Origin of the sequence: Streptomyces sp. NPDC008125, assembly GCF_042957125.1 — a bacterium.
GTDB lineage: Bacteria > Actinomycetota > Actinomycetes > Streptomycetales > Streptomycetaceae > Streptomyces.
Genome location: NZ_JBIBHR010000006.1, coordinates 229,878 through 251,025, shown reverse-complemented (window position 1 = coordinate 251,025; position 21,148 = coordinate 229,878). Strand labels below are relative to the sequence as shown.

13 protein-coding genes are annotated in these 21,148 nt (G+C 71.8%); 2 read left to right on the top strand and 11 right to left on the bottom strand.

Annotated elements, in window-relative coordinates; all coding sequences use genetic code 11:
• Positions 1-3: 3 nt before the first annotated feature.
• The 4 genes from ACFZAX_RS12930 to eccD all read right to left on the bottom strand — a co-directional run bounded on the left by ACFZAX_RS12930 (position 4) and on the right by eccD (position 3,873).
• Positions 4-327, bottom strand: a complete 324-nt coding sequence (locus ACFZAX_RS12930) for a WXG100 family type VII secretion target (RefSeq protein WP_390961252.1) — start codon at positions 325-327, stop codon at positions 4-6.
• 55 nt (positions 328-382) lie between these two features.
• Positions 383-715, bottom strand: coding sequence for a hypothetical protein (locus ACFZAX_RS12925; RefSeq protein WP_390961251.1), 333 nt, complete (start codon positions 713-715; stop codon positions 383-385).
• Positions 716-893: 178 nt separating this feature from the next.
• Positions 894-2,453 (bottom strand): type VII secretion protein EccB, encoded by a 1,560-nt coding sequence (gene eccB, locus ACFZAX_RS12920; protein WP_390961249.1) that lies wholly within the window; start codon positions 2,451-2,453, stop codon positions 894-896.
• A gap of 19 nt (positions 2,454-2,472) precedes the next feature.
• Entirely contained in the window at positions 2,473-3,873 is a 1,401-nt protein-coding gene (gene eccD / locus ACFZAX_RS12915) for a type VII secretion integral membrane protein EccD (RefSeq protein WP_390961248.1), read from the bottom strand.
• Positions 3,874-4,167: 294 nt separating this feature from the next.
• Here eccD and eccCa point away from each other — a divergent pair, with 294 nt between their 5' ends.
• A complete protein-coding gene (gene eccCa / locus ACFZAX_RS12910) occupies positions 4,168-8,133 on the top strand; it encodes a type VII secretion protein EccCa (RefSeq protein ID WP_390961533.1) in 3,966 nt (1,321 codons plus the stop codon).
• Between the two features lie 240 nt (positions 8,134-8,373).
• On the opposite strand, the gene ACFZAX_RS12905 is transcribed toward eccCa, so the two are convergent.
• The 4 genes from ACFZAX_RS12905 to ACFZAX_RS12890 all read right to left on the bottom strand — a co-directional run bounded on the left by ACFZAX_RS12905 (position 8,374) and on the right by ACFZAX_RS12890 (position 15,048).
• Positions 8,374-9,624 carry a S8 family serine peptidase gene (locus tag ACFZAX_RS12905; protein WP_390961247.1) on the bottom strand — a complete coding sequence of 417 codons (1,251 nt, stop codon included), beginning with the start codon at positions 9,622-9,624 and terminating at the stop codon, positions 8,374-8,376.
• 213 nt (positions 9,625-9,837) lie between these two features.
• The gene (locus ACFZAX_RS12900) at positions 9,838-13,134 is read right to left on the bottom strand and encodes a right-handed parallel beta-helix repeat-containing protein (protein WP_390961532.1); all 3,297 of its coding nucleotides are present in this window, start codon (positions 13,132-13,134) and stop codon (positions 9,838-9,840) included.
• Between the two features lie 604 nt (positions 13,135-13,738).
• Complete coding sequence (locus ACFZAX_RS12895) at positions 13,739-14,473, bottom strand: hypothetical protein (protein ID WP_390961245.1); 735 nt, start codon at positions 14,471-14,473, stop codon at positions 13,739-13,741.
• Positions 14,470-15,048, bottom strand: a complete 579-nt coding sequence (locus ACFZAX_RS12890; RefSeq protein WP_390961244.1) for a SigE family RNA polymerase sigma factor — start codon at positions 15,046-15,048, stop codon at positions 14,470-14,472. The genes ACFZAX_RS12895 and ACFZAX_RS12890 overlap by 4 nt, the downstream gene beginning before the upstream one ends.
• A gap of 57 nt (positions 15,049-15,105) precedes the next feature.
• Here ACFZAX_RS12890 and ACFZAX_RS12885 point away from each other — a divergent pair, with 57 nt between their 5' ends.
• Positions 15,106-16,617: a CocE/NonD family hydrolase gene (locus ACFZAX_RS12885; RefSeq protein WP_390961243.1), complete on the top strand. Its 1,512-nt coding sequence runs from the start codon at positions 15,106-15,108 to the stop codon at positions 16,615-16,617.
• Between the two features lie 11 nt (positions 16,618-16,628).
• On the opposite strand, the gene ACFZAX_RS12880 is transcribed toward ACFZAX_RS12885, so the two are convergent.
• From ACFZAX_RS12880 to ACFZAX_RS12870, 3 genes are all read right to left on the bottom strand, one after another.
• Positions 16,629-17,633 (bottom strand): substrate-binding domain-containing protein, encoded by a 1,005-nt coding sequence (locus tag ACFZAX_RS12880; protein ID WP_390961242.1) that lies wholly within the window; start codon positions 17,631-17,633, stop codon positions 16,629-16,631.
• A 162-nt stretch (positions 17,634-17,795) separates the two neighbouring features.
• Positions 17,796-19,331, bottom strand: a complete 1,536-nt coding sequence (locus tag ACFZAX_RS12875; RefSeq protein WP_390961241.1) for a family 43 glycosylhydrolase — start codon at positions 19,329-19,331, stop codon at positions 17,796-17,798.
• A gap of 225 nt (positions 19,332-19,556) precedes the next feature.
• Positions 19,557-21,011 (bottom strand): endo-1,4-beta-xylanase, encoded by a 1,455-nt coding sequence (locus ACFZAX_RS12870; protein WP_390961240.1) that lies wholly within the window; start codon positions 21,009-21,011, stop codon positions 19,557-19,559.
• Positions 21,012-21,148 lie beyond the last annotated feature (137 nt).

Below are 21,148 nucleotides of genomic sequence, written 5' to 3'. Positions count from 1 at the left end.
GCTTCAGCGGCCGATGGTGACCTCGGACCACATCTGCGTGAGCGAGTTCTCGCTGTACTTGTAGCTGTCGGAGATGTCCGTCAGCAGACCGGAGTGCGAGGTGAGCAGGGTCTCCATGTTCTTCACCGCGCCGTCCCAGGCCGCCTGCTTCTGGCGGTAGGTGTCGGCGTCGGTGCCGTACCACGTCTTGATGAGTTCGCCGAGTTCCGCTTCGAGCGAGGACAGCGTGTTCGCGATGGCCTTCGTCTGCTGGACCATGTCGTCGGCGGCGTTGTTCATGTGGTTGTAGTCGACGTAGATGTAACCGTCGCTCAGGTTGTCGGGCACGGAAGTCTTCTCTCGCTCAGTGGGGTGGTGTGAGTACGGACTTCGGGACGAGGCCTCAGCCGGCGAGCTGGTCGAAGGCCGACTGCGACTGCGTGTAGGCCTGGTTGATCGAGTCGTTCGACGAGCCCTGGGTCTTGTTGTGCTGCGCCAGGCTCTGGTTCAGCTTGTCCACCATGTCCTCCAGGTTCCGCAGGATCACGTTGGCCTGGTCGTCCCACTGCTTCAGCAGCTGACCGAACTGGCCACCGTCGCTTCCCTGGTAGCCGCTCGACAGCGTGGCGCGGGTGGCGTCGACGTCCTGGCGCGACTTGAGGATGCCGCTGAAGGCACTCTCCAGCGCCTGGATGCCGTTGCGGGTCGACTGTTCACTGGACTGCTGTCCTGCCATGGTTCCACCTCTTCCGTACCCGGTGTCATTCCGATTTGTGGAGACTAGGGTTCAGCAAGTTGACTGTGCAACAGGTCTCCGTATTCCAGAGCTTCCGTTGAGGTACGCGCAACTCCACCTCATTCGTGTGTCGTTCGTGTGACACCGACGCCTTTCGGCGGGACGACAACGGCGGGATTCAGCCGGTTCCGGTTCTCTTCGGATCGTTCCCGGAGCCCTGTGCCTGCACCGCACCGTCCCGGGGGCCGTCACCGGCCGGATCCGCCTCCTGGCAGGAAGCCCCGGCGAACGGTGCGGCACCGCCGGACGCGGCAGGCGAACTGAGGTCGGGGCCGGTCGCCAGCATCGCGAGCAGCGGTGAGGGCAGGTACTGCGCCGTCACCCCTCCGTACCCCAGGGCGTCGAGCGCCGCCTTGTCGGCCACGCGGTACTTGATGCCGTCGTCACCCACCAGATACGTCGTGCTGCCGACCGTGCCGCCCGCCGCTCCCAGGGCCCTCACCAGAACTCCGTGACCGGGCCGGGCGACGACCGCGTCCACCGCGAGGCACGGTGCCGCGGCCCGGTCCGACGTGCCCTGCGCGACGGGCGCCAGCGAGCCCACCGGCACCAGGGCCGACGTCACGCGGGTGCCCTTCGCGTCGGTGCTCACCCGGGTGCAGACCGCGGCACCGTCCGCCACGGGGGCCGCCTTCGGCGGGCTGTCCGGCAGCCCCTCGACCGACGCGCCCCTGCTCGCCGTGGCAGGCGCCTGATGGTCGCCGAGGACGTCGGCGCCGATCTGCCGGGCCGCCGGAGACCCTCCCCCGTACGCCTTCTCCCGGATGGCCGGATCTCCCAGGACGAGAGCCGTCCCGGTGGTCGTCAGCGGCACGAGCCCCCCGGACCGCAGCTGGTACTGCTGGGATCCGGAACCGGGCACCCGCACGGTGAACACCTGGCCCACCCTGGTCTCCGAACCGCCCAGCGAGGGCCCTGCGGAACCCAGCCCCGGCACGTCCGGGGGTGCGAGGTCGGGACCCGCCACGAGGGCGTCCAGGAAGGCCGCCGACACGGGACGTGGCGTCACCGACCCGTAGCCGAGGGAGAGTACCGCGCCGGACTTCGCGTCGAGCCGCAGCCGGCTTCCCTGCCACACGAGGTACATCTCCTCGTCGGGCCCGCGCACCACGACGGCCGAGCCTTCCGCGAGCGGCGTGCCCTCCACCGGAGCCCCGGTCACGACCGCCGTCACGGCCCGGTCCCGACGCCCTCCGGCGGGACCGGCCTCCGCCTTCACCGCGGAACACACCTGCCAGGCACCGGTCTCCAGATCGCCGGTACCGGGCACCGTGTCGGGCGCCCCGGGTATACCCACCGTGGCCCCCACCGGCGTGCCCCGCAGGGAAGCCGTCCCCACACTCGTGGTGGCGAGGCCGGCACCGCCGATCAGCAGGGCGGAGGAGTAGTTGCGCACCGGCCGAAGCCGCCCGCCGATGAAGAGATACCGGGCACCCGTCTCCCTGTTCACGACCAGGGTGTCGCCGCTGCGCCACGCGTCCTTGCCCCCGGGGGAGATGAGGCCGAACACCACCGCGCCCGCGGACAGCAGCACGGCGATGACCAGCCCGATCACCGCACCTCGGGTGGTGCGCCCCAACGGGCTCTCGGCCGCGTCCGGATCGGCGAGCAGCATCCCGGAGGTGAGCCGCCCCATGATGAAGGAATGGGCCTGCGCCTGATCACGCTTCGATTGCATCGGTCGCCTGCTTCCTGGCTCAGCCGGTGAGGGCGCGCAGCGCGCCGAAGACGCCCAGGACCCAGAGCGTCAAGGGGAGCAGAGCGATCGCGAGCAACGAGTGCAGCAGCTCTGCCGCCCGCCCCCAGTAGGGGACCATCCGGCGCCCGGGAACGGTCCAGGTCGCGATGGCGAGCGCGGCAGCCAGGGCCATCAGTCCGACCACCAGCCAAGGACGGTCGGACGACGGAGCGCTGCCGGCCAGGGAGAGCGTCAGGAGTGCCGTGCCCCAGGCGCCGGGCACCACGAGAGTCAGACGCTGACGGACGTTCACCATGCCCCGTCCGTGCAGCAGGAGGAGGAGGGAGAGCGCGACGGCCGTCAGCGATTCCGGCAGGTCGGGGTTGAGGGCGAGCGCCGCGAGACAGCCCGCGCAGATCACCCCGGTCGCCCCGTAGAGCGCGGTCATCCACTTGCTCGCCAGCTCGGTCCGGGTCGCCACGTCGGGACCGCCGTAGGGCTCGATGCCCTCCTGGAGTTCCCGTGCGTTCCTCGGCAGGGCCGGGATGCGCATTCCCGCCAGCTTGAACGAGAGGGCAGGCACGAAGCCACCGAGGAGCACCACCACGGCGGCGACCGCGCCGGCGGAGTCGTCCACCGCGACGCCCAGCAGGGTCATCAGGGCCCCGGCGGCTGCCGCGACGAGTGCCACCACGGCAGAAGCGAGGAACAGGGGCGTGTACACCGCCACCATCGCCAGCCCGAGCACGGCGCCCCCGGCCCACGCTGCTCCTGCCGCGAGCAGCCGGGCGCCGAAGACCTCGTGGCCCTGCGGACCGGTGATCTCACCACCCGGCAGCAGCCAGCCCGCCAGCGCCAGGCAGGGGGCGGCCATGAAAGCGAGCGTCGCGCCGGTCGCGGCGTCACCGACCGCACGGCCCGCCGACGCGGCGCCCGCCAGCAGGACGATGCCCGCCGCCCCCGCGGTCGCGGCGCGCACCGCGGCGGAACCGCCGGGCTTGCACAGCACCAGCAGCGCGACGAACAGCACCACGACGATCAGGGCCCGCAGGAGTCGCCGTCCCGTCTCCGGGGTCCATCCGTGCAGCCGGTCCCGGGTCACGTCGGCGATGCCGTCGACCAGGTCGTCCAGACGGACTTCGGGCAGGGCGTCGGTGTGCGGGCGCAGGTAGAGGACGTCTCCGTCCGTGAGAGCGAGAGCCCCCAGGGTGCTCTCCTCGTCCAGTGGTCTGCCGCCGAGCAGTTGCAGCACCCAGCCGTCGTGTTCCAGGCCGTTCTCCTCCACTTCCTCACCGGCGTAGCGCAGCACGGTGGGCAGGAGGTCGGCCACCGGCACGTCGGCCGGTACCGCCAGATCGATGGTTCTGGCCGGTGCGCGCACGGTCAGGCGGCAGAGGCCCGCGACGGAGCTTTCGGTCATCGGGGAATCACTTCTCCCAGTGCGTGGCCGGAGGGGGACGCGCGGGGACGCGCGAGTTGATTCGGATGCAGACCCCGAAGGGTGTTTCGCGCAGGCTAGTTGATCAAACGCGAACTCCGGGGGGTGGTTTGGACGCGTGAGTTGATCGGATGCAGACTACTGATCCTCGAACGGACTCGGTGAACGGCCCCTGCCCGGCTCGCCTCCGACGGTCCGACCTCCGGCAGTCCCTAAGGAGCCCGTGCGTTGAGTGTCGTACTGATACGCCGCCCCGCCCGCCGCCGCGGACCCGACATGCCAGAGGGTGAGCTCAGCCTCCAGGAGCCGCCCACGCTTCCGGAGACCGTCCCCGACACCTCCGCCGTGTGGACGTACCTGCCGATGGCGATGATGTCCGTATCGATGATGCTGATCTTCATCCGGCCCGGCGGATCCAACGGCGTCTTCACCTACCTGGCACTCGGCATGATGGTCCTGGCGTCCGGAGCCATGATGATCGGCCAGGTGATGCGCAAGAGCGGCGACCGCAAGCAACGGTTGCGCGGCGAACGCCGGGACTACCTGCGCTACCTCTCCCAGACCCGCCGCAAGGTCCAGCGCACCGTCGTCGAACAGCAGCTCGCGCTGGCCTGGCGCCACCCCGCACCGGCCACCCTGCGCTCCATGGTGCGCACCACCCGCCTGTGGGAACGCCGCACGAAGGACGACGACTTCGGCGAGGTGCGCGTGGCGGTCGGCGACCAGCAGCTGTCGCTCCGGCTCACCCCTCTGTCCACCAAGCCGGTCGAGGACCTCGAACCGCTCTGCGCCCACGCGCTGCGGCGCTTCGTCCGGGCCTACAGCTCCGTTCCGGCACAGCCCATCGCGTTGTACCTGCGCACCTGGTCCCGGGTGCTGCTGCGCGGCGACGACCGGGCCCGCCGATCCATGGTGCGGGCCGCGATCTGCCAACTCGCCACGTTCCACCCGCCGGAGGAGCTCTGGATCGCGGTCTGCGTCTCGGACGAGAACCGCCAGGAGTGGGAGTGGGCGAAGTGGCTGCCCCACAATCTGCACCCCCAGGAGCAGGACGGTGCCGGGCCCGCCCGCCTGATCGCCTCCACCTTCGCCGACCTGGAGGACCTGCTGGGCGCCGAATTCGCCGAGCGTCCGGCCTTCGACCCGGAGGCGGTGCCCGGCAGGGAGGAGCCCTTCACCGTGATCGTGGTCGACGGGGCCGGCGTGCCCGCGGGCCACCGGATCGACGGTCCGGGTTTCCGCAACGCCGTCGTCCTCGACCTCTCGGGATCGCTCACCTGGCGGCCCGGCCGCAGCGGGCTGCGGCTCGACGTGACCCCGGACGCCGTCCGGCTGGTGCGCACCGACCGCGCCCGCAAGGAGCAGACCACCCTCCTCGGCCGTCCGGACACCATGGGGCCGGTGGCCGCCCAGTCGCTGGCCAGGATGCTCGCGCCGTACCGGATGAGCCTCGCCGCGGACGCCGCGGAACCGCTCGCCACCGACGTGCAACTGACCACCCTGCTCGGCATACCCGATCTGCACCGTCATGATCCGGCCACTTTCTGGCAGCGCAGCGCCGGCGCCGCGCGGCTGCGCGTGCCGATCGCGGTGGGCGCGGACGGCACACCCGTCGAACTCGACATCAAGGAGTCCGCGCAGGGCGGCATGGGCCCGCACGGCATGCTCATCGGCGCCACCGGCTCCGGCAAGAGCGAACTGCTCCGCACCCTGGTCCTGGGGCTCGCCCTCAGCAACTCCTCCGAGACCCTCAACTTCGTCCTGGTCGACTTCAAGGGCGGCGCCACCTTCCTCGGTCTCGACGAACTGCCGCACACCTCAGCGCTGATCACCAACCTCGCGGACGAAGTCGCCCTGGTCGAAAGGATGCAGGACGCCCTGCACGGCGAACTCATCCGCCGCCAGGAGCTGTTGCGTTCCGCCGGGAATTACATCTCGGCGCTGGAGTACGAGAAGGCCCGCGCCCAGGGCGCCGCGCTGGCGCCCCTGCCGAGCCTCTTCGTCGTCGTCGACGAGTTCAGCGAGCTGCTCGCCTCGCACCGCGAGTTCATGGACCTCTTCGTGATGATCGGCCGGCTCGGCAGGTCGCTCGGAGTGCACCTCCTCCTGGCTTCCCAGCGCCTGGACGAGGGGCGCATGCACCAGCTGGAGAGCCACCTCTCCTACCGCATCGGGCTCCGCACGTTCTCGGCCATGGAGAGCCGGGGCGTGCTCGGTGTGCCGGACGCCTATCAGCTGCCGCCCCAGCCGGGCAGCGGCTTCCTCAAAAGTGGCGTCGAGGCACTGACCCGCTTCCGAGCCGCGTACGTCTCCGGCCCCTACCGCCAGCGCCGTGGCGCAGTGGCCCAGGCACAGGTGGCGAGCCAGATCGTGCCGTGGTCCGCCGGCTGGGTGGTGCCCCGCACCCCCGCACCCGCGCCCGCCCCCATGACGCCCGAGGAGGAGGCGGAAAACCAGGAGACGCTGCTCTCGGCCGCCCTCGACCGGCTGCGCGACTCGGGACCGCCCGCCCACGAGGTCTGGCTTCCGCCGCTCGGGCTGTCACCGACCCTGGACGGTCTGCTGCCCGGACTCGCCGCGGAATCCGGCCGGGGGCTCGTCGCCTCCCGCTGGCCGGGTACCGGCAGGCTCAGGGCCCCCGTGGGTCTGGTGGACAAGCCGTTCGACCAGCGCCGCGACCCGCTGGTGGTCGACCTGTCGGCGGGCGGCGGCCACGTCGCCATCGCGGGCGGTTCGCAGAGCGGGAAGTCGACCGTGCTGCGTACCCTCATCGCCTCGCTGGCACTCACCCACACACCCGCCGAAGTCCAGTTCTACTGCCTGGACTTCGGCGGAGGGTCGCTCTCGGCGCTCACCGGGCTCCCGCACGTCGGCGGCGTCGCGGCCCGGCTGGACAGCGAGCGCATCAGCCGCACGGTGGCCGAGGTGACCGCCGTGTTCAACCACCGTGAACAGTTCTTCCTCGACCACCACATCGACTCCATGGCCACCTACCGGCGCAGGCGCGCCGGCGGCGAGTTCGCCGACGAGGAGTACGGCGACGTCTTCCTCGTGGTCGACGGCTGGTCGGCCGTCCGGCAGAACTTCGACCATCTGCTGCCGACGTTCAACCAGATCGCGACCGGTGGTCTGAACTACGGCATCCACCTGATCGTCACCACCGCCCGCTGGGTCGAACTCACCGCACAGGTCCGCGACCAGGCCGCCACCCGCTTGGAGCTGCGGCTCGGCGACACCATGGACTCCGTGGTGGACATCCGCAAGGCCGCCGGCGTGCCGCGGCAGCAACCGGGCCGGGGCCTCACCGTCGACTCCAAGCTGCACTTCCTCACCGCGCTGCCCCGCATCGACGGCGCCGAAGGGGCCGAGAACCTCACCGAGGGAGTGGAAGCCCTCGTGGAACGTGTCGCGCGGGCGTGGACGGGACCGGTCGCGCCACGGGTACGGATGCTGCCTCACCGGCTGCCCGCCGCGGAACTGCCTGCCCCCGAACTCGACGAGGGACGCCTGCGGTTCGCCCTGGGACAGGACGAGGAAACCCTGTCCACCGTCTGGCACGACTTCAGCCGCACCCCGCACCTCGTCGCGGTCGGCGACACGGAGAGCGGGAAGACGAACCTGCTGCGCCTCGCCGCCGCGGCGATCACCGCGCGGTTCTCCCCGACGGAGGCCCGCATCCTGGTGGTGGACTACCGCCGTGAGCTGGTGGACGCGGTCCCCGCGGAGTACCGGCTGGGTCACGCCGTCGCGGTGGACGCGCTGAAGGAACTGGTCGGTGGCTCCGCGAAGGCACTTGCCACCCGCCTGCCCGGGCAGGACATCACCCCCGCCCGGATGCGGCTGGCCGACTGGTGGTCGGGACCGCGGCTGTTCGTGCTGGTCGACGACTACGACATGGTCGGCGCGGGAACGGCTTTCGACCACCCCTTCGCGCCGCTCTTCGACCACCTGGCGCTCGGCCACGAGGTCGGCCTGCACCTGATCGTCGCCCGCTCGGCGACGGGGGCGGGAAGAGGACTCAACGACCAGCTGCTGCGAAGGCTGGACGAGGTGAACACGCCGGGACTCCTGATGTCCTGCCCGCCGTCCGAGGGTTACGTCTTCGGCAACATCAAGCCGAAGAACCTTCCCGCGGGACGGGCCCAGTACATCGCCCGCCGCAAGGCGACGCTGATCCAGACGGCGTTGGCGGCCGAGGCCCCCGGCGGCGGGAACGGTCCGACACGGACCAGCAGCGAGTGACGGCCGGCCACCCGGTGCCCCACCGTGCCCTCCGCCGTGAGCCCGCCCCGGGAGCCCGCCCCGAGGGCCGGAGGCCCACCCCGGATTGCCGGTGGACAGTCCTGGAGGAGAGGTGCCGGGGCCGGGGGAGAGGTACGGGGACCGTGGGCGTCGGACCGGCCGCGGGGCGGCCCCGCGCCCATGGCCCTCGTCACGGCGTCCCCTGCGCCCGGCCCCGCCCGTCCCGCGAGGGCCTGCCGGTCAGCCCGCTTCGTCCTCGCGGGACGGCCTGGCCAGGTCGCCGGGCCCTCGCCAGCCCCTCGCCCGGCCCCGGGGCACCACGACCGCGGCCCAGGCGACCAGCAGGACGACACCCGCCGCTACCGCGGCGATCAGCACCGCGCGCCCGGCCGGGCCCGCCCCGGCGTCCTCGGGCAGCCGCAGAGCAGGGCCCGGCCGTTCGGCGGCGGGCGGGGCCCCCGCGGCGTCGGACGCGTCCGCGACGCTGGTGACCGCCGCGTACGGGTCCAGCCGGGGCACCACGTCCGGGTAGGCCGTGTCCCTCAGCCGCGTCGCGGTCTGCTCGGCGCTCAGCGCCGGGTGCGCCGATCGCACCAGGGCAGCGGCACCGGCCGCGAAACCGGCCGCGAGTGAGGCACCCGAACCGATGTAGTGGCCCGGCCCCTCCGGACCGATCCCGACCACTCCGTCACCGGGAGCGGCCAGGTCCGCCGAATTCGTCCCGTACGAGCCGGTGGGGCGCTTGCCGTCGACGGCGACGTCCAGCACCGACAGCACACCGTCCTGCGCGGCGGGCCAGAAGTCCCGGGGAGCGGGAGCGGCGGTCTCCGACGCCTCGGAGCCGGTCGGCGCGTCCGGAACCGCGGCCGCCACGACCAGCACATCGTGCGCGACCGCCTCCTTCACGGCGGAGGTGAGGGCGGCCGATCCCGAGGGCAGTGCGGCCGAGACCGAGACGACGTCGGCGCCCCGCGCGACCGCGGTACGGATGCCGGAGGCCACGGTCGCGGCGGTCGCCGAGCCCCGGACGTCCGTACCCCGCACGCCGAGGATGCGTGTCTTCTGGGCCACCCCCGCGAATCCGATCCCCTCCGAGGCCGCCGCGGCGACCAGACCGGCGACGAACGTACCGTGCCCGACGCAGTCCGCGCCCGCCTCGCCCGCCGCCGTGACGCGCCCCTTCAGGGCGGGCGCCTTCACCGACACACCGGTGTCCACCACCGCGACCGTCACGCCGGAACCGGAGGCGAAACGCCAGGTGCGGGAGAGCTGCAGGCTCTGCTGCTCCCACGGCACCGCCGTCGCCCGAGCGGGGGAGGACTTCCGGCACGCCTGGTTCTCGTCCAGCGCGGAACTCAGCACGGGCAGTGCGACGGTCGTCCCGGAATCCGTCCCGTCCGCGACGGCGGGGGCCGCCGGCAGCACGACCAGGCAGGCGGCGAGCGGTGTCAGGAGGAGACGTGGCGGGCGGCGGCGACGCATGACGCGCATCCTATGCGGGACGCCCCGGGCGTCCGAGGCCGGTCCACCGTACTCGTCGGCCAACTCCCCCGCTGGAAAGCGTTTTCGGCGGGCCCGACCATCGGTCCCCGTTGCTCCCGGCGCCGGTCGGCGGAGCCGACCGGACGACCATACTCTTCACCCGCCCGGTCGGACGGGCCGGTCTCCCGCCTCGGCGGAAGGGACGAGAGGGCCGCCCGCCGCTCACACCGCGCCCGAAGCGCGGACCGTGACGTCCTCGGGCAGCAGCAGCCGCAGGTCGTCGAGGGTGGGAGCGGCCAGAGAACTGAGCCGCCCCGCCTGGCGGGTGATCATGCCCTCCAGTACCTGTCGGGCGAGCCGCGCGTTGCCGAAGGACCGGTCCCGCGGCTGACCGTCGAAGTGGGCGCGCAGCAACGACCCGGTGCCCGGGCCGCATTCGTAGCCGCTCTCGGCCGCGTGCTGCCGGACGATGGTGACCAGTTCGTCGGAGGTGTAGTCGGCGAACTCCACCCGCCGCGAGAACCGGGACGTCAGACCCGGGTTGGACGCGAGGAACCCCTCCATCTCCCGCGTGTAGCCGGCGACGATCACCACGATCCTGTCCCGGTGGTCCTCCATCAGCTTGAGCAGGGTGTCCACCGCCTCCCGCCCGAAGTCGTTGCCCGAACCGGAGTGCTCCGGGGTCAGGGTGTACGCCTCGTCGATGAACAGCACTCCGCCCAGGGCCCGTTCGAAGACCTCCCGGGTCAACTGGGCGGTGTGACCGACGTACCGGCCCACCAGCTCGGCCCGGGACACCTCCACGAGCTGTCCCCGCGGCAGTACGCCGAGCGACACCAGGAGCTCCCCGTAGAGCCGGGCCACCGTCGTCTTGCCGGTGCCAGGAGGGCCGGTGAAGACGAGGTGGTGGCTGATGCGCGGTACCGGCAGACCGGCGGCCTCGCGCTGACGTGCCGTGGAGAGCAGATTCACCATGTCGGTGACGTCCCGCTTCACCGCCGACAGCCCGACCATGTCGCCCAGCCGGGTCAGTGCGTCGCCGGTCGAAGGCGCGCCGTCGGCTCCGGTGGACTCCACCACGTCGTCGCCCACGTCCTGCGGCAGCAGCAGCGTGAGGTCCTCGGCGCCGACCTCCCGCTGGGAGGACAGGCGCTGGGCCTGACGGTCGATCATTTCTTCGAACACCTGCCGTGCCGCACGGCCGTTGCCGAACGAGGCGTCCCGCGGCATGCGCTCGAAGCGGACCGCGAGGGCCTTCTTCGTCTCCTCGGCCAGGGCGTACTGGTGCTGGAGACACATGCTCTCCATGATCGCGACCAGTTCGGGAACGGTGTAGTTCTCGAACTCGACGGTCCGCGAGAAGCGCGACGCGAGACCGGGATTGGAGCCGAGGAACGAATCCATCTCCTCGGAGTAGCCGGCGGCGACCACCACCACGTCGTCCCGGTGGTCCTCCATGAGCTTGAGCAGGGTGTCCACCGCCTCCCGCCCGAAGTCCGCCCCCGAACCCCTGCTGTCGCTGGTCAGCGTGTACGCCTCGTCGACGAACAGCACCCCTCCCAAGGCCCGGTTGAACGTCTCGGTGGTCTTGATCGCGGTACCACCGATCACCTGCGCCACCAGATCGGCCCGGGACACCTCCACCAGGTGGCCGGAGCGCAGTACCCCCAGCTCGGCGAGGATCGTGCCGTACAGCCGGGCGACCGTGGTCTTACCCGTCCCGGGAGGTCCGGCGAAGACCAGGTGGCGGCTCATCGGGGGAGCGGACATGCCCAGTTGCGCGCGGCGCTGGGCCAGCTGGTTGAGATTGACGAGCGTGCGGACCTGCTGCTTCACGTTCTGCAGGCCGATCAGCGCGTCCAGGGCCAGCAACGGGCCGTCCTCCCTGGCGGTGTCCACGGACGCCGAACCCGCGGGGTCCGTGCCCTCGACGTCCCCGTGCCCCCAGGCATCGCGCTGGGCGTTGTCCGAGCTCGTCAGCCCTTCCACGGCGAGCCGGTCACCCGCCTTCGACTGCACCACCCCGCCGCCCCGGTTCTCCCGGACCGTGCAGTTGACCAGGGAGACGGGTGACCCCGACTCGACGCGCACGCCGTCCCTGGCGTTGGCGGAGAACTCGCAGGCGTTGAGGGACGCGCGCCCGCCCTCGCGCACGACGAGACCGTGCTCGGCGGCCTCGACCACCCTGATCCGGGTCGCGGTCAGTTCGCCTTCCGCGTCCACGGCGACCCCGTCGGCGCCGGGCGAACGGATCTCGCAGTCGCGTACGGTCGCGCTGCCCCGCGGGCCCACGGTGAGTCCGGCCGCGTCGGCCGCGGTCACGGATCCGCCGCCGATGTAGACGTTGCCGTCCGAGGAGACGTGGATACCCGATCCGCCCGCGCGGTCGACCTCGCAGTCCTCCAGCCGCCCCCTGCCGTCATGGTCCACCTCGATGCCGTGGCCGCCCGATCGTCCTACTCTGGCCCGGCGCAGCAGAGGGTTGGCACCGGACCGGACATGTATCCCGGCGCCCGCCGCGTCCAGCACCTCCAGCCGGTCCAGCTCCGCGGTCGACTCCTCCTCCAGCAGCACGCCCGTACCCTCGCAGTCGCGCACGGTCAGCGAGGTCAGCGCGGGCGATGCGGAGCCGGCCACGCGCAGCGCCGGGGCCTGCGCCGAGTCGAGCCAGCAATCCTCGAAGGTGCCCCGGGCACGGTCCGTGACGAGTAGGCCACTGCCCTGGGTGCGGGCGGTCCGGCAGCGTCGCAGCAGCGGATCGGTGCCGTGCGACAGCACGAAACCGGGACCGGTGGTGGTGGTGACCCGTACCTCCTCCAGCAGCGTGCGCGACTCACTGGTCAGATGGACACCGATCGCGGTGTCGTGCACGACGGTGCGCAGCACCTGGGTGGTCGACCGTCCCTCCAGCGCGATCGACGGCTTGTCCGTGGAAGAGATGTCGCACTCCTCCACCGAGCCCTGCGCTTCTCCGTTGGCGAGGACACCGTTGCCCCGCGCGTCGCGGATGGTGCACCCGCGCACGGTGACCCGCCCCCGCTCGCCTATCACGATGCCCGAGGTGCCCAAATGCTCCAGCGTGCACGACTCCACGGAGCTGTCCACCGCGGAGGTCACCACCACACCGGCTCCGCCCGGGTTGCTGACCCGGCAGTCACGCATGGCCAGCGAGCCGTTCCCGCGGGCGAGCACCGCGGTCCAGGCCGCTCCGGTGACGTCGCAGCCATCCATCGCCACCTGCCCCCGCACGGCATCGACGGCGGGCAACTCCTCGTCGCGCGAGCGCAGTACGAGGTCGGTGAGCATCACCGCGTCGGCCTTCAGCGAGATCGCGCTGCCACGCCGGGGCCGTATCTCCACGGTCCCGCGGGCCTGTTCGGCCACGATCGTCACCCGAGTGGTGATTGTCAGGCTCTCCTCGTACGTCCCGGGCCGGACACTGATGACGGCCCCGCTACGGGCCTGTGCCAGTGCCTCCGTGACGGTCCGGAACCCCTCGGTTCCGTCGGGGCAGACCATCAGTACCTGGCGTGACACGCGGGATCCTCCTCAGTTCGGCATCGCTGCGGACGACTGTCCGCGTACGGTGCCCGGCCCTGGCCCCCCAATCATGCCGCGAACAGCGGATACTTCATACCGCGATCAGGAGTGCGGAGATGAAGAGGACTCTTCATCACAGGAGTTGCGCCGGTCTCGGCGCGACTCGTCGTCCGGAAGGCCGTACGACCGCACACCTCAGGTTTCCGGTACGTGAAATCTTCGGCAGGACGACCGGGGGACCACCGACGGCGGCCCGCCGGGGCGTCGCCCGGAACCGGCCTCCGGCGCGGGGCGGGGGCCGGGCAGGGCGACTGGGACCGCCCGGCCCCGTCGCCCCGCACGACAGGTGGGAGCTCCCCGGTCCCGGTCGTGGCCCGAGGGGGTGCCACGTCGGCCGATCGTCGGAGATACGCGCGTGCGTCGCAACGGTCCGCCGGGCCGTCTGCCCGGCGAGCCACTCACTCCGCCTCCTCCCCACTCGGAAGCGGCACCACCGGGGGCGCCTCCGAGCGGGGCGAGCAGACCGCGCGAGAGCCCTGACCCGTCGGACAGACCCTGTGCGGGGCGCGCGGGTACGGACAGGTCAGTCCGCCGCCGTGCACCGGGGCTGTCCGGCAGTCGGTTTCGGGGCCGGCGCCTCGATCGCGAAGAACCGCCTGTCGGTTCCGGCGACCGTCCGCAGCCGGGGCGCGGCCTTGCGTCCGTCGTCCCAGGTGCACGTGACGGCCTGGACTCCGGGAGCGGTCCGCCCGAAGACGAACCAGCCGGAGCCGGTCGGGGCGAGTGTGCCCCAGCTCGTCCCGACCCTGCGGTCACCGGCTGCGGACAGCGCTCCGTCATCCACGAACGAGAGCCGCTCCCCGACCTTGAGACGGGCGAAGAACCAGCCCGTGTCCGCGAGTTCAGGCCCCCCCGCACCGCCCGCGCGCTGTGGGTCGGGGTACTCGGCCTCCTCCATCGCGTCCCACACGCGGCCCGCCTCCCGGGCGTCGGCGGCGCGCTTCCACACGTCGACGCTGAGGGTCCAGGGCTTCCCGTCGAGCCGCCCACTCGCGATGACCTCGGTGGTGGGCCGGGGCACCGCGTCCGGTTCCGCGGCGACCGACGTCGCCCCGGAACCCTCGTGCGGGGAGACCGACGTCAGCATCCCGGCCGTGCACACCACGGCCAGCGCGGCGACGGCCGCCCCGGCGTACCGGCGCCTGTTCCTGCGCCGCCTGCCGCCCGCAACGATCGCGTCGACGGGTGCGTACTCGATCCGGACGCCCTGCGCGGCGTCGGCGAGCAGCTTGGTGATATCGGTGCCCGTATCCGTCATGACATCCGCCCTTCGTGCACCAGGTGAGTCGTGTCCGTACCGGTGTGGGCCGGCCCGATGGCCGACCGGAGCCGGGTGATCCCTCTGGCCGCGTTGCTCTTCACGGTGCCGACCGAGCACCCCATCGCGGCAGCCGTCTGCGTTTCGCTCAGGTCCTCCCAGTACCGCAGCACGACGGCTTCTCGTTGCCGCAGCGGCAGTCGGGCCAGTGCGGCGACCAGGTCGGACCGCTCGACGGCCTGGGCCATGTCGTCGCCGCGCCCCGGCAGATCGTGCCCGAGCCCGGGGTCGTCACCTCGTGAGAGGTACTCCTTGAGTCCTCTGCGGTACCTGCGCGCGTGTGTGTTGACCATGATGCGCCGCACATAGGCGTCCGGGTCCCGGGCCTGCGACACCTTGCGCCACGCGACGAACGTCCGCTCCAGGCAGCCCTGTACGAGGTCTTCCGCCGCGTACTGCTCTCCTGTCAGGAGATAGGCGGTCCGCATCAGCCGGGACCAACGCCCCACGACGAACGCCTGAAAATCCTCGGAACGCGCACCGGCGTCCGCTGCCGCTCCTACCGTGTCTTTCACGGTTCACCTCCTCGTACCACAGAGTCCGAGGGCACCGGAAACCGTTGCCCTCGTCATGTGGCCCGTGCTCGGTCCCGGGATCGTCACCCTCTCCTGACCAGCAGGGCCGAGTGCCCGACCCGTTTCCCCCGCTCGGTACGCCGTCGGCCCACGAGCGGGCCGGCGGCGGTGTGGGGCGCCTCCTACGCGTCGGACACCCAGTTCGGCGCCCTGCTGGGAGGCGCACCGGCGCTGCGGGCGATCGCTCCCGCCCTGACGCCGGCGATGTCGGCGCTCGACGGTTTCCGGTTCCGCGGCGGGGTGCCGGAGATCGGCAGCACCTTGGCGTGGACGCACTACGCGATCGCCCCGGACATGATCGCGCGCATCGGCTCCGCCCACGGCCGGGAGGCCGAACAGAAGCGGTGGGAGGCGACCGAGCGGACGATCGCGGGCCACGACGCGTTCCGGGCGGGAACTCCGCACTGGGGACTGGACGTCGAAGCCATCGTCGGGTGGGGTCTGGACCGGTTGCGGGAGCCGCTCGGTTCGGCGCGTCACCGCGAGGGGAAGATCGTCGACCGGATCGACGCGGTCGACGTTCCGGTCTTCCTGATCGGCGGGTGGTTCGACGTCTTCCTCGGATCGACCCTGGAACTCCACCGGCGGCTGGTGCGCCGCGCGAAGGAGACCGGCGATGCGGCGCCCCGCCTTCTGGTCGGCCCCTGGACGCACGACAACCTCTCGGGCCGGACGGCCGGTGTGGACTTCGGACCGGGCGCGTCCGCCGACGACCTCGGCGGCGGGGACCTGACCACGCAGCACATACGGTGGTTCGACGCCACTCTGCGCGCGGGCGCGGCGCAGATGCCGGCGGTGCGCGTGTTCCTGATGGGCGCGAACCGGTGGATCGAACTGGAGGAGTTCCCCCCGACCGGCACGCGCACGCTGGAGCTCTACCTGAACGAGGGGGGCGCGCTGACGACGGAGCCGGCCGGGGCCGGCGAACGGCGGCTGACCAGCGATCCCGCCTCCGCGGTGCCGACGTGCGGCGGTGCGGTGCTCCTGTTCGGGCCGTTCGAGGCAGGCCCCGCCGAGCAGTCGGCGATCGAGGCGCGGCAGGACGTGCTCTCGTGGCGCACCGCGCAGCTCTCCGGGGAACTCACGGTGATGGGCGCGGTCCGTGCCGTCGTCCACCTCGGGACCACCGGAACCGACGCGGATGTGGTGGTGCGGCTGTGCGACGAACACCCGGACGGCAGCAGTCGTGTCGTCACCGACGGGGTACAGCGGGGGTCGGCACGGTCCGTCGACCCGGTGACGGGCGCGGGCGCGAGACGGCCGTTGGAGCCGGGCCGGGACCACGAGTTCGTCGTGGACCTCTGGTCGACGGCGCACACCTTCATGCCTGGCCACCGGGTGCGCGTGGACATCGCGCCGAGTTCGTCGCCCCGCTGGGAGGTCGGACGCAACGCCTTCGCTCCGTCCTCGGAGCCGGTGGATCCCACTGCGGCGGAGTACACGATCCGTCACGGCGCCGCCCGTCCGAGCCGCCTCGTCCTCCAGCTCGTGGCGCCGGCACCGCGCTGACGCGGGCTGGGTCAGACCCGGCCCGGGGCGGCTCTGGTGGATGCGCGGAGGACCAACTCCGTGGCCAGCTCCATGCGAGCGGGTGCCCGGGCCCCGGCGTTCTCGCCCCGGGAGAGCTCGATCAGACGTTTGACGGCCGCGGCGCCCAGCTCGGTGCTGGGCTGTCGGACGGTCGTCAGGCCGGGGGTGATGTACTGCGCCTCGGGCAGGTCGTCGAACCCGACGACGCTGATGTCCTCGGGTATCCGCAGGCCCCGGGCCGCCAGCGCGTCGTAGACGCCGAGGGCCATCGAGTCCGCACAGGCGAAGATGCCCGTGATCTCCGGGTCGCCGTCGAGCAGGGTGTGGGTGGCGGACGCCGCCTTGGCGCGGTTCCATCCGCCGTGGGCCACCGACACCGTGGCGCTGCCGACGGTCGTGGTGTCGGCCGCCGCACGGAAACCGTCGACGCGCGCCCTGCTGAAGAGGTGGCGTGCATGACCAGCGACCACCCCCATCCGTGTATGGCCGAGGGACAGCAGGTGGTCGCAGGCCATCCGGCCGCCCTCCCAGTTCGCGACTCCGATACTCGCCACCCCTGAGGGGGGCGAACTCATCGGGTCGACGAGCACCAGGGGGACACCCGCGGCGAAGAGCGTGCCGAACTGCCGCGACGCGGGATCGACCAGTGTCCCGATCACGCCGATGGTGCGCCTTCTCAGCAGCCGCGACACCCAGTCGCTGTGCGGCTCCGCGAGTGTGAGGACGACGTCGATGCCCGCCGCCGCCGCTTCACGTCCGACGCCGGCTATCAGCAGGTTCGCCCACGATCCCTCGAAATGGGTGACCACGAGGTCGAGCGCCTGGGAGAGGCCGCTCTCGTCCCGTGCGTTCTCGCCCTTGGCCCCGGCCGGGCGGGTGTAGCCGACGGCCTGTACGGCTTCCATGACCTTCGTGCGGGTCTCCGCCGAGACGTCCGTTCCGCCTCGCAGCACCTTGGACACGGTGGGGATGCTCGTGCCGGCGGTCTTGGCCACCAGGGACAGTGTGGGACGCGATCCGGCTGGTCGAGGCGGCATGGGGAAAGGTTAGCCCAACCGAGGAGGGGGCCTGCCGGGGGCCGGAGAAGCACCTCGGACGGGGCGGGCCGGCTGCGGGCGGGCACACCCGGGGGCGTGGTGTCCGCCCGCGCACGGGCGTCATACGGACGGTGTCGGGGACGGGACGTACTCGAACCAGTCGAAGGCGACCGAGCCCTGCGTGGCGTACATGCCGATCACCCGGCCGGTGAAGCCGCAGGCGACCTCGGTGGACAGGTAGCGCCCGTCCAGTTCGGCGATCGGACGGGCATCGGGGGCGTCGGGATCGCCGAGCCAGAAGTCGACGGTGTCGGGGCCCGTGGCGCCGCCGCCGGTGAGGTGGGGAGACGCGGGAACGAGGTCGGACGTCCGCATTCTCACGGTGAGGTGCAGCGGCCCGGCCGGGGCCGGCCTGCGGGCCAGGGTCTGGCGCAGCGGCCCTATCCGGGCGACGACGGAGACCTCCGCGTCGCCGGCCTCCAGCTCGTAGTGGTGGGCTTCGTCCAGGCGTACGCAGAGTCCCCCGCGTCCCGTCCCCGGGTCGATCAGGGTGCTGACGCGGCAGTCGTGGTGCTGCTGGCGGCGGCCCACGAAGGTGTACCCCGGGGCGTCCAGGGTGGGGCCGGTGGCGTGGAGGACCAGCCGGCCCGGTCGCTCGGTGAGCGACCAGGAGGCCTCGGGGCGCGCGAACGGTGAGATCCAGTGCGGCGCGAGGGCGACCGCGTCGAAGTCGTCCCGGGCGGGCGGGGCCGGTACGGGGTGCCAGGCACCGCCCGGGGCCGCGTGGTTCTCGGGTACGGGCGCGACGACGGGCCAGCCGTCCTCCCGCCACTCCACGGGGGTCAGGTACGTCTCGCGGCCGAGTACGTGCACGTCGGGCGTGAAGCCACGGGGGCGGACACCCAGCAGCACCATCCACCAGCTGCCGTCGGGGGCCTGCACCAGATCGGCGTGGCCGGTGTTCTGGATGGAGCGGGCGGTGCCGCTGTGGGACAGCAGGGGGTTGCCGGGTGCGCCCTCCCAGGGACCGCGCGGCGAGCGGCCGCGGGCGATGGAGACGCCGTGGCCGCGTTCGGTGCCGCCTTCCGCGATCAGCAGGTACCACCAGTCGCCGATGCGGTAGAGGTGCGGCGCTTCGGGGAACTTGAGGCCGCTGCCGGACCACGTGCGGAAGGGTCCCTCCAGTACCTCGCCGGTGACCGGGTCGATCCTGGCCATGTTGATGCCCCCTCGGGGGCCGGAGAAGGCGCACCAGCAGGTGCCGTCCTCCTCCCACGCCAGGTCGGGGTCGATCCCCGACAGGTCGATCCACACGGGGTCGCTCCACGGTCCCTCGGGCCGTTCGGCCGAGACGACGAAGTTGCCGCCCCCGTCGATGTTGGTGCTGATCACCCAGTAGCGGCCGTCGTGGTGACGGATCGTGGGGGCGTAGAGGCCCCCGGAGGCCTTGGACCCGGGCAGGGGCAGCGGCAGTTGTCCGGGCCGGTCGAGCACGTTGCCGATCTGCTCCCAGTGCACCAGGTCCCTGCTGTGGAAGAGCGGCAGCCCGGGGAAGTACTCGAAGCTGGAGCACACCAGGTAGTAGTCGTCACCGACCCGGCACACGCTCGGATCGGGGTGGAACCCGCCGATCACCGGGTTGTCGTACACGCGCACAGAAATGTTCCCTTCAACTCCGCCGGGAGCCATGAATCACGTCCGGGCGGTCGTTCGGTTCCAGCTCGTCCGTCCGCCCCAGGGGCCGCCTGCCGCACCCAGGGGTGGCCGGGGCGGCCGGCCCCGCCGGAGCGCCGGTCCGCGCCGCGAAGGCCGCCGCCGTCACGGGCGGCGACCTCCGGGCGGTCGGCGATGTTCTCGTCGGGAGGGCGGCGGAGGGCCGTGTCAGGACGACAGGGTCCAGCGCTGGTTGCTGCCGTTCGCGCAGGTGTAGAGCTGGAGCTGGGTGCCGTTGGCGGTGCCGGCACCCACGGCGTCGAGGCAGAGTCCGGACTGGACGCCGACCACGGACCCGTCGGAGTTGAGGCGCCACTTCTGGTTGTCGGCGCCCCAGCAGCTGTAGATCTGGATCTTGGCGCCGTTGCCGCTGCCCGCGGCGTCCAGGCACTTGTTGCCGTAGACCCGCAGTTCACCGGCGGAGGTCAGCTGCCATTGCTGGTTGGCGGCGCTGTGGCAGTCGTACAACTGGACCGCGGTGCCGTCCGCGGTAGCGGAGTTGGGCACGTCCACGCAGCGGCCCGAACCGGCGCCCTTGAGCTGTCCGCTCTGGCCGCCGTCGCCGCCACCGCCGTCGCCACCGCCGGACGAGCCGCTGTTGAGGGCGTTGAGGACAGCACCGTAGGCGGATTTCTTGCTGCCGTCGTTGTTGAACAGCAGCGGTGTGTCCCCCGATCGCCAGGAATCGGAGTCACGCACACCCCAGACGGTGATGCCGAGGCAACGCGAGACAGCCAGGCAGTCGTTGACCACATTGGCGTAGGTCGTGGCCGAGGCGCCCTGGATGTCGAGTTCGGTGATGGCCACATCGACGCCGAGGGCGGCGAAGTTCTGCAGGGTGGTGCGGAAGTTGCTGTCGTAGGGGCTTCCGCTGTTGAAGTGCGACTGGAAGCCCACGCAGTCGATCGGCACGCCGCGCGACTTGAAGTCCCGGACCATGTTGTACACGCCCTGGGTCTTGGCCCAGTTCCAGTTCTCGATGTTGTAGTCGTTGTAGCAGAGCTTGGCGGCCGGGTCGGCGGCGCGCGCGGTGCGGAAGGCGACCTCGATCCAGTCGTTTCCGGTGCGCTGCAGATTGGAGTCGCGGCGGCCACCCGAGTTGCCGTCGGCGAACGCCTCGTTCACGACGTCCCATTGCGCGATCTTGCCCTTGTAGTGGGCCATCACGCCGTTGATGTGGTCGGTCATCGCCTGGCGCAGTGAGCTGCCGCTCAGGCTCTGCATCCAGCTGGGCTGCTGGGAGTACCAGGCCAGGGTGTGACCGCGCACCTGCTTGCCGTTCTGCACCGCCCAGTTGTAGACGCGGTCGGCGTTGGTGAAGTTGAACTGACCCCGCTGCGGCTCGGTGGCGTCGATCTTCATCTCGTTCTCGGCCGTCACCATGTTGAACTCACGGGAGGCGATCGAGGTGTACGCCGAGTCGCCGAGCCTGCCCGAGGCGATTGCGGTACCGAAATAGCGGCCGCTCTGCGCCGCCGCGGCGCCCAGCGTGGTCTCGGCGGCGTGCGCGTCCGACGGTGCGACCAGCGCGGCGGACGCTCCCAGGACGCCGACGAGCAAGGCCGGCAGCAGAGCGCGGAGTGGCCGGCCGAGAGCGGATCTAGAAAGGGCGTAGGAGCCCATGGCTGTGCCTCCAGAACTAGGAATCGCAGAGGACCGAATCGTGGCGGGCCGAGTCGTCCGCCGGCACGGTCGACGGACGGACGGGCAGGCCGGCGCGTACGCGAGTGGTGCACGGATCTGTCGTGCTGCTGTGCGCG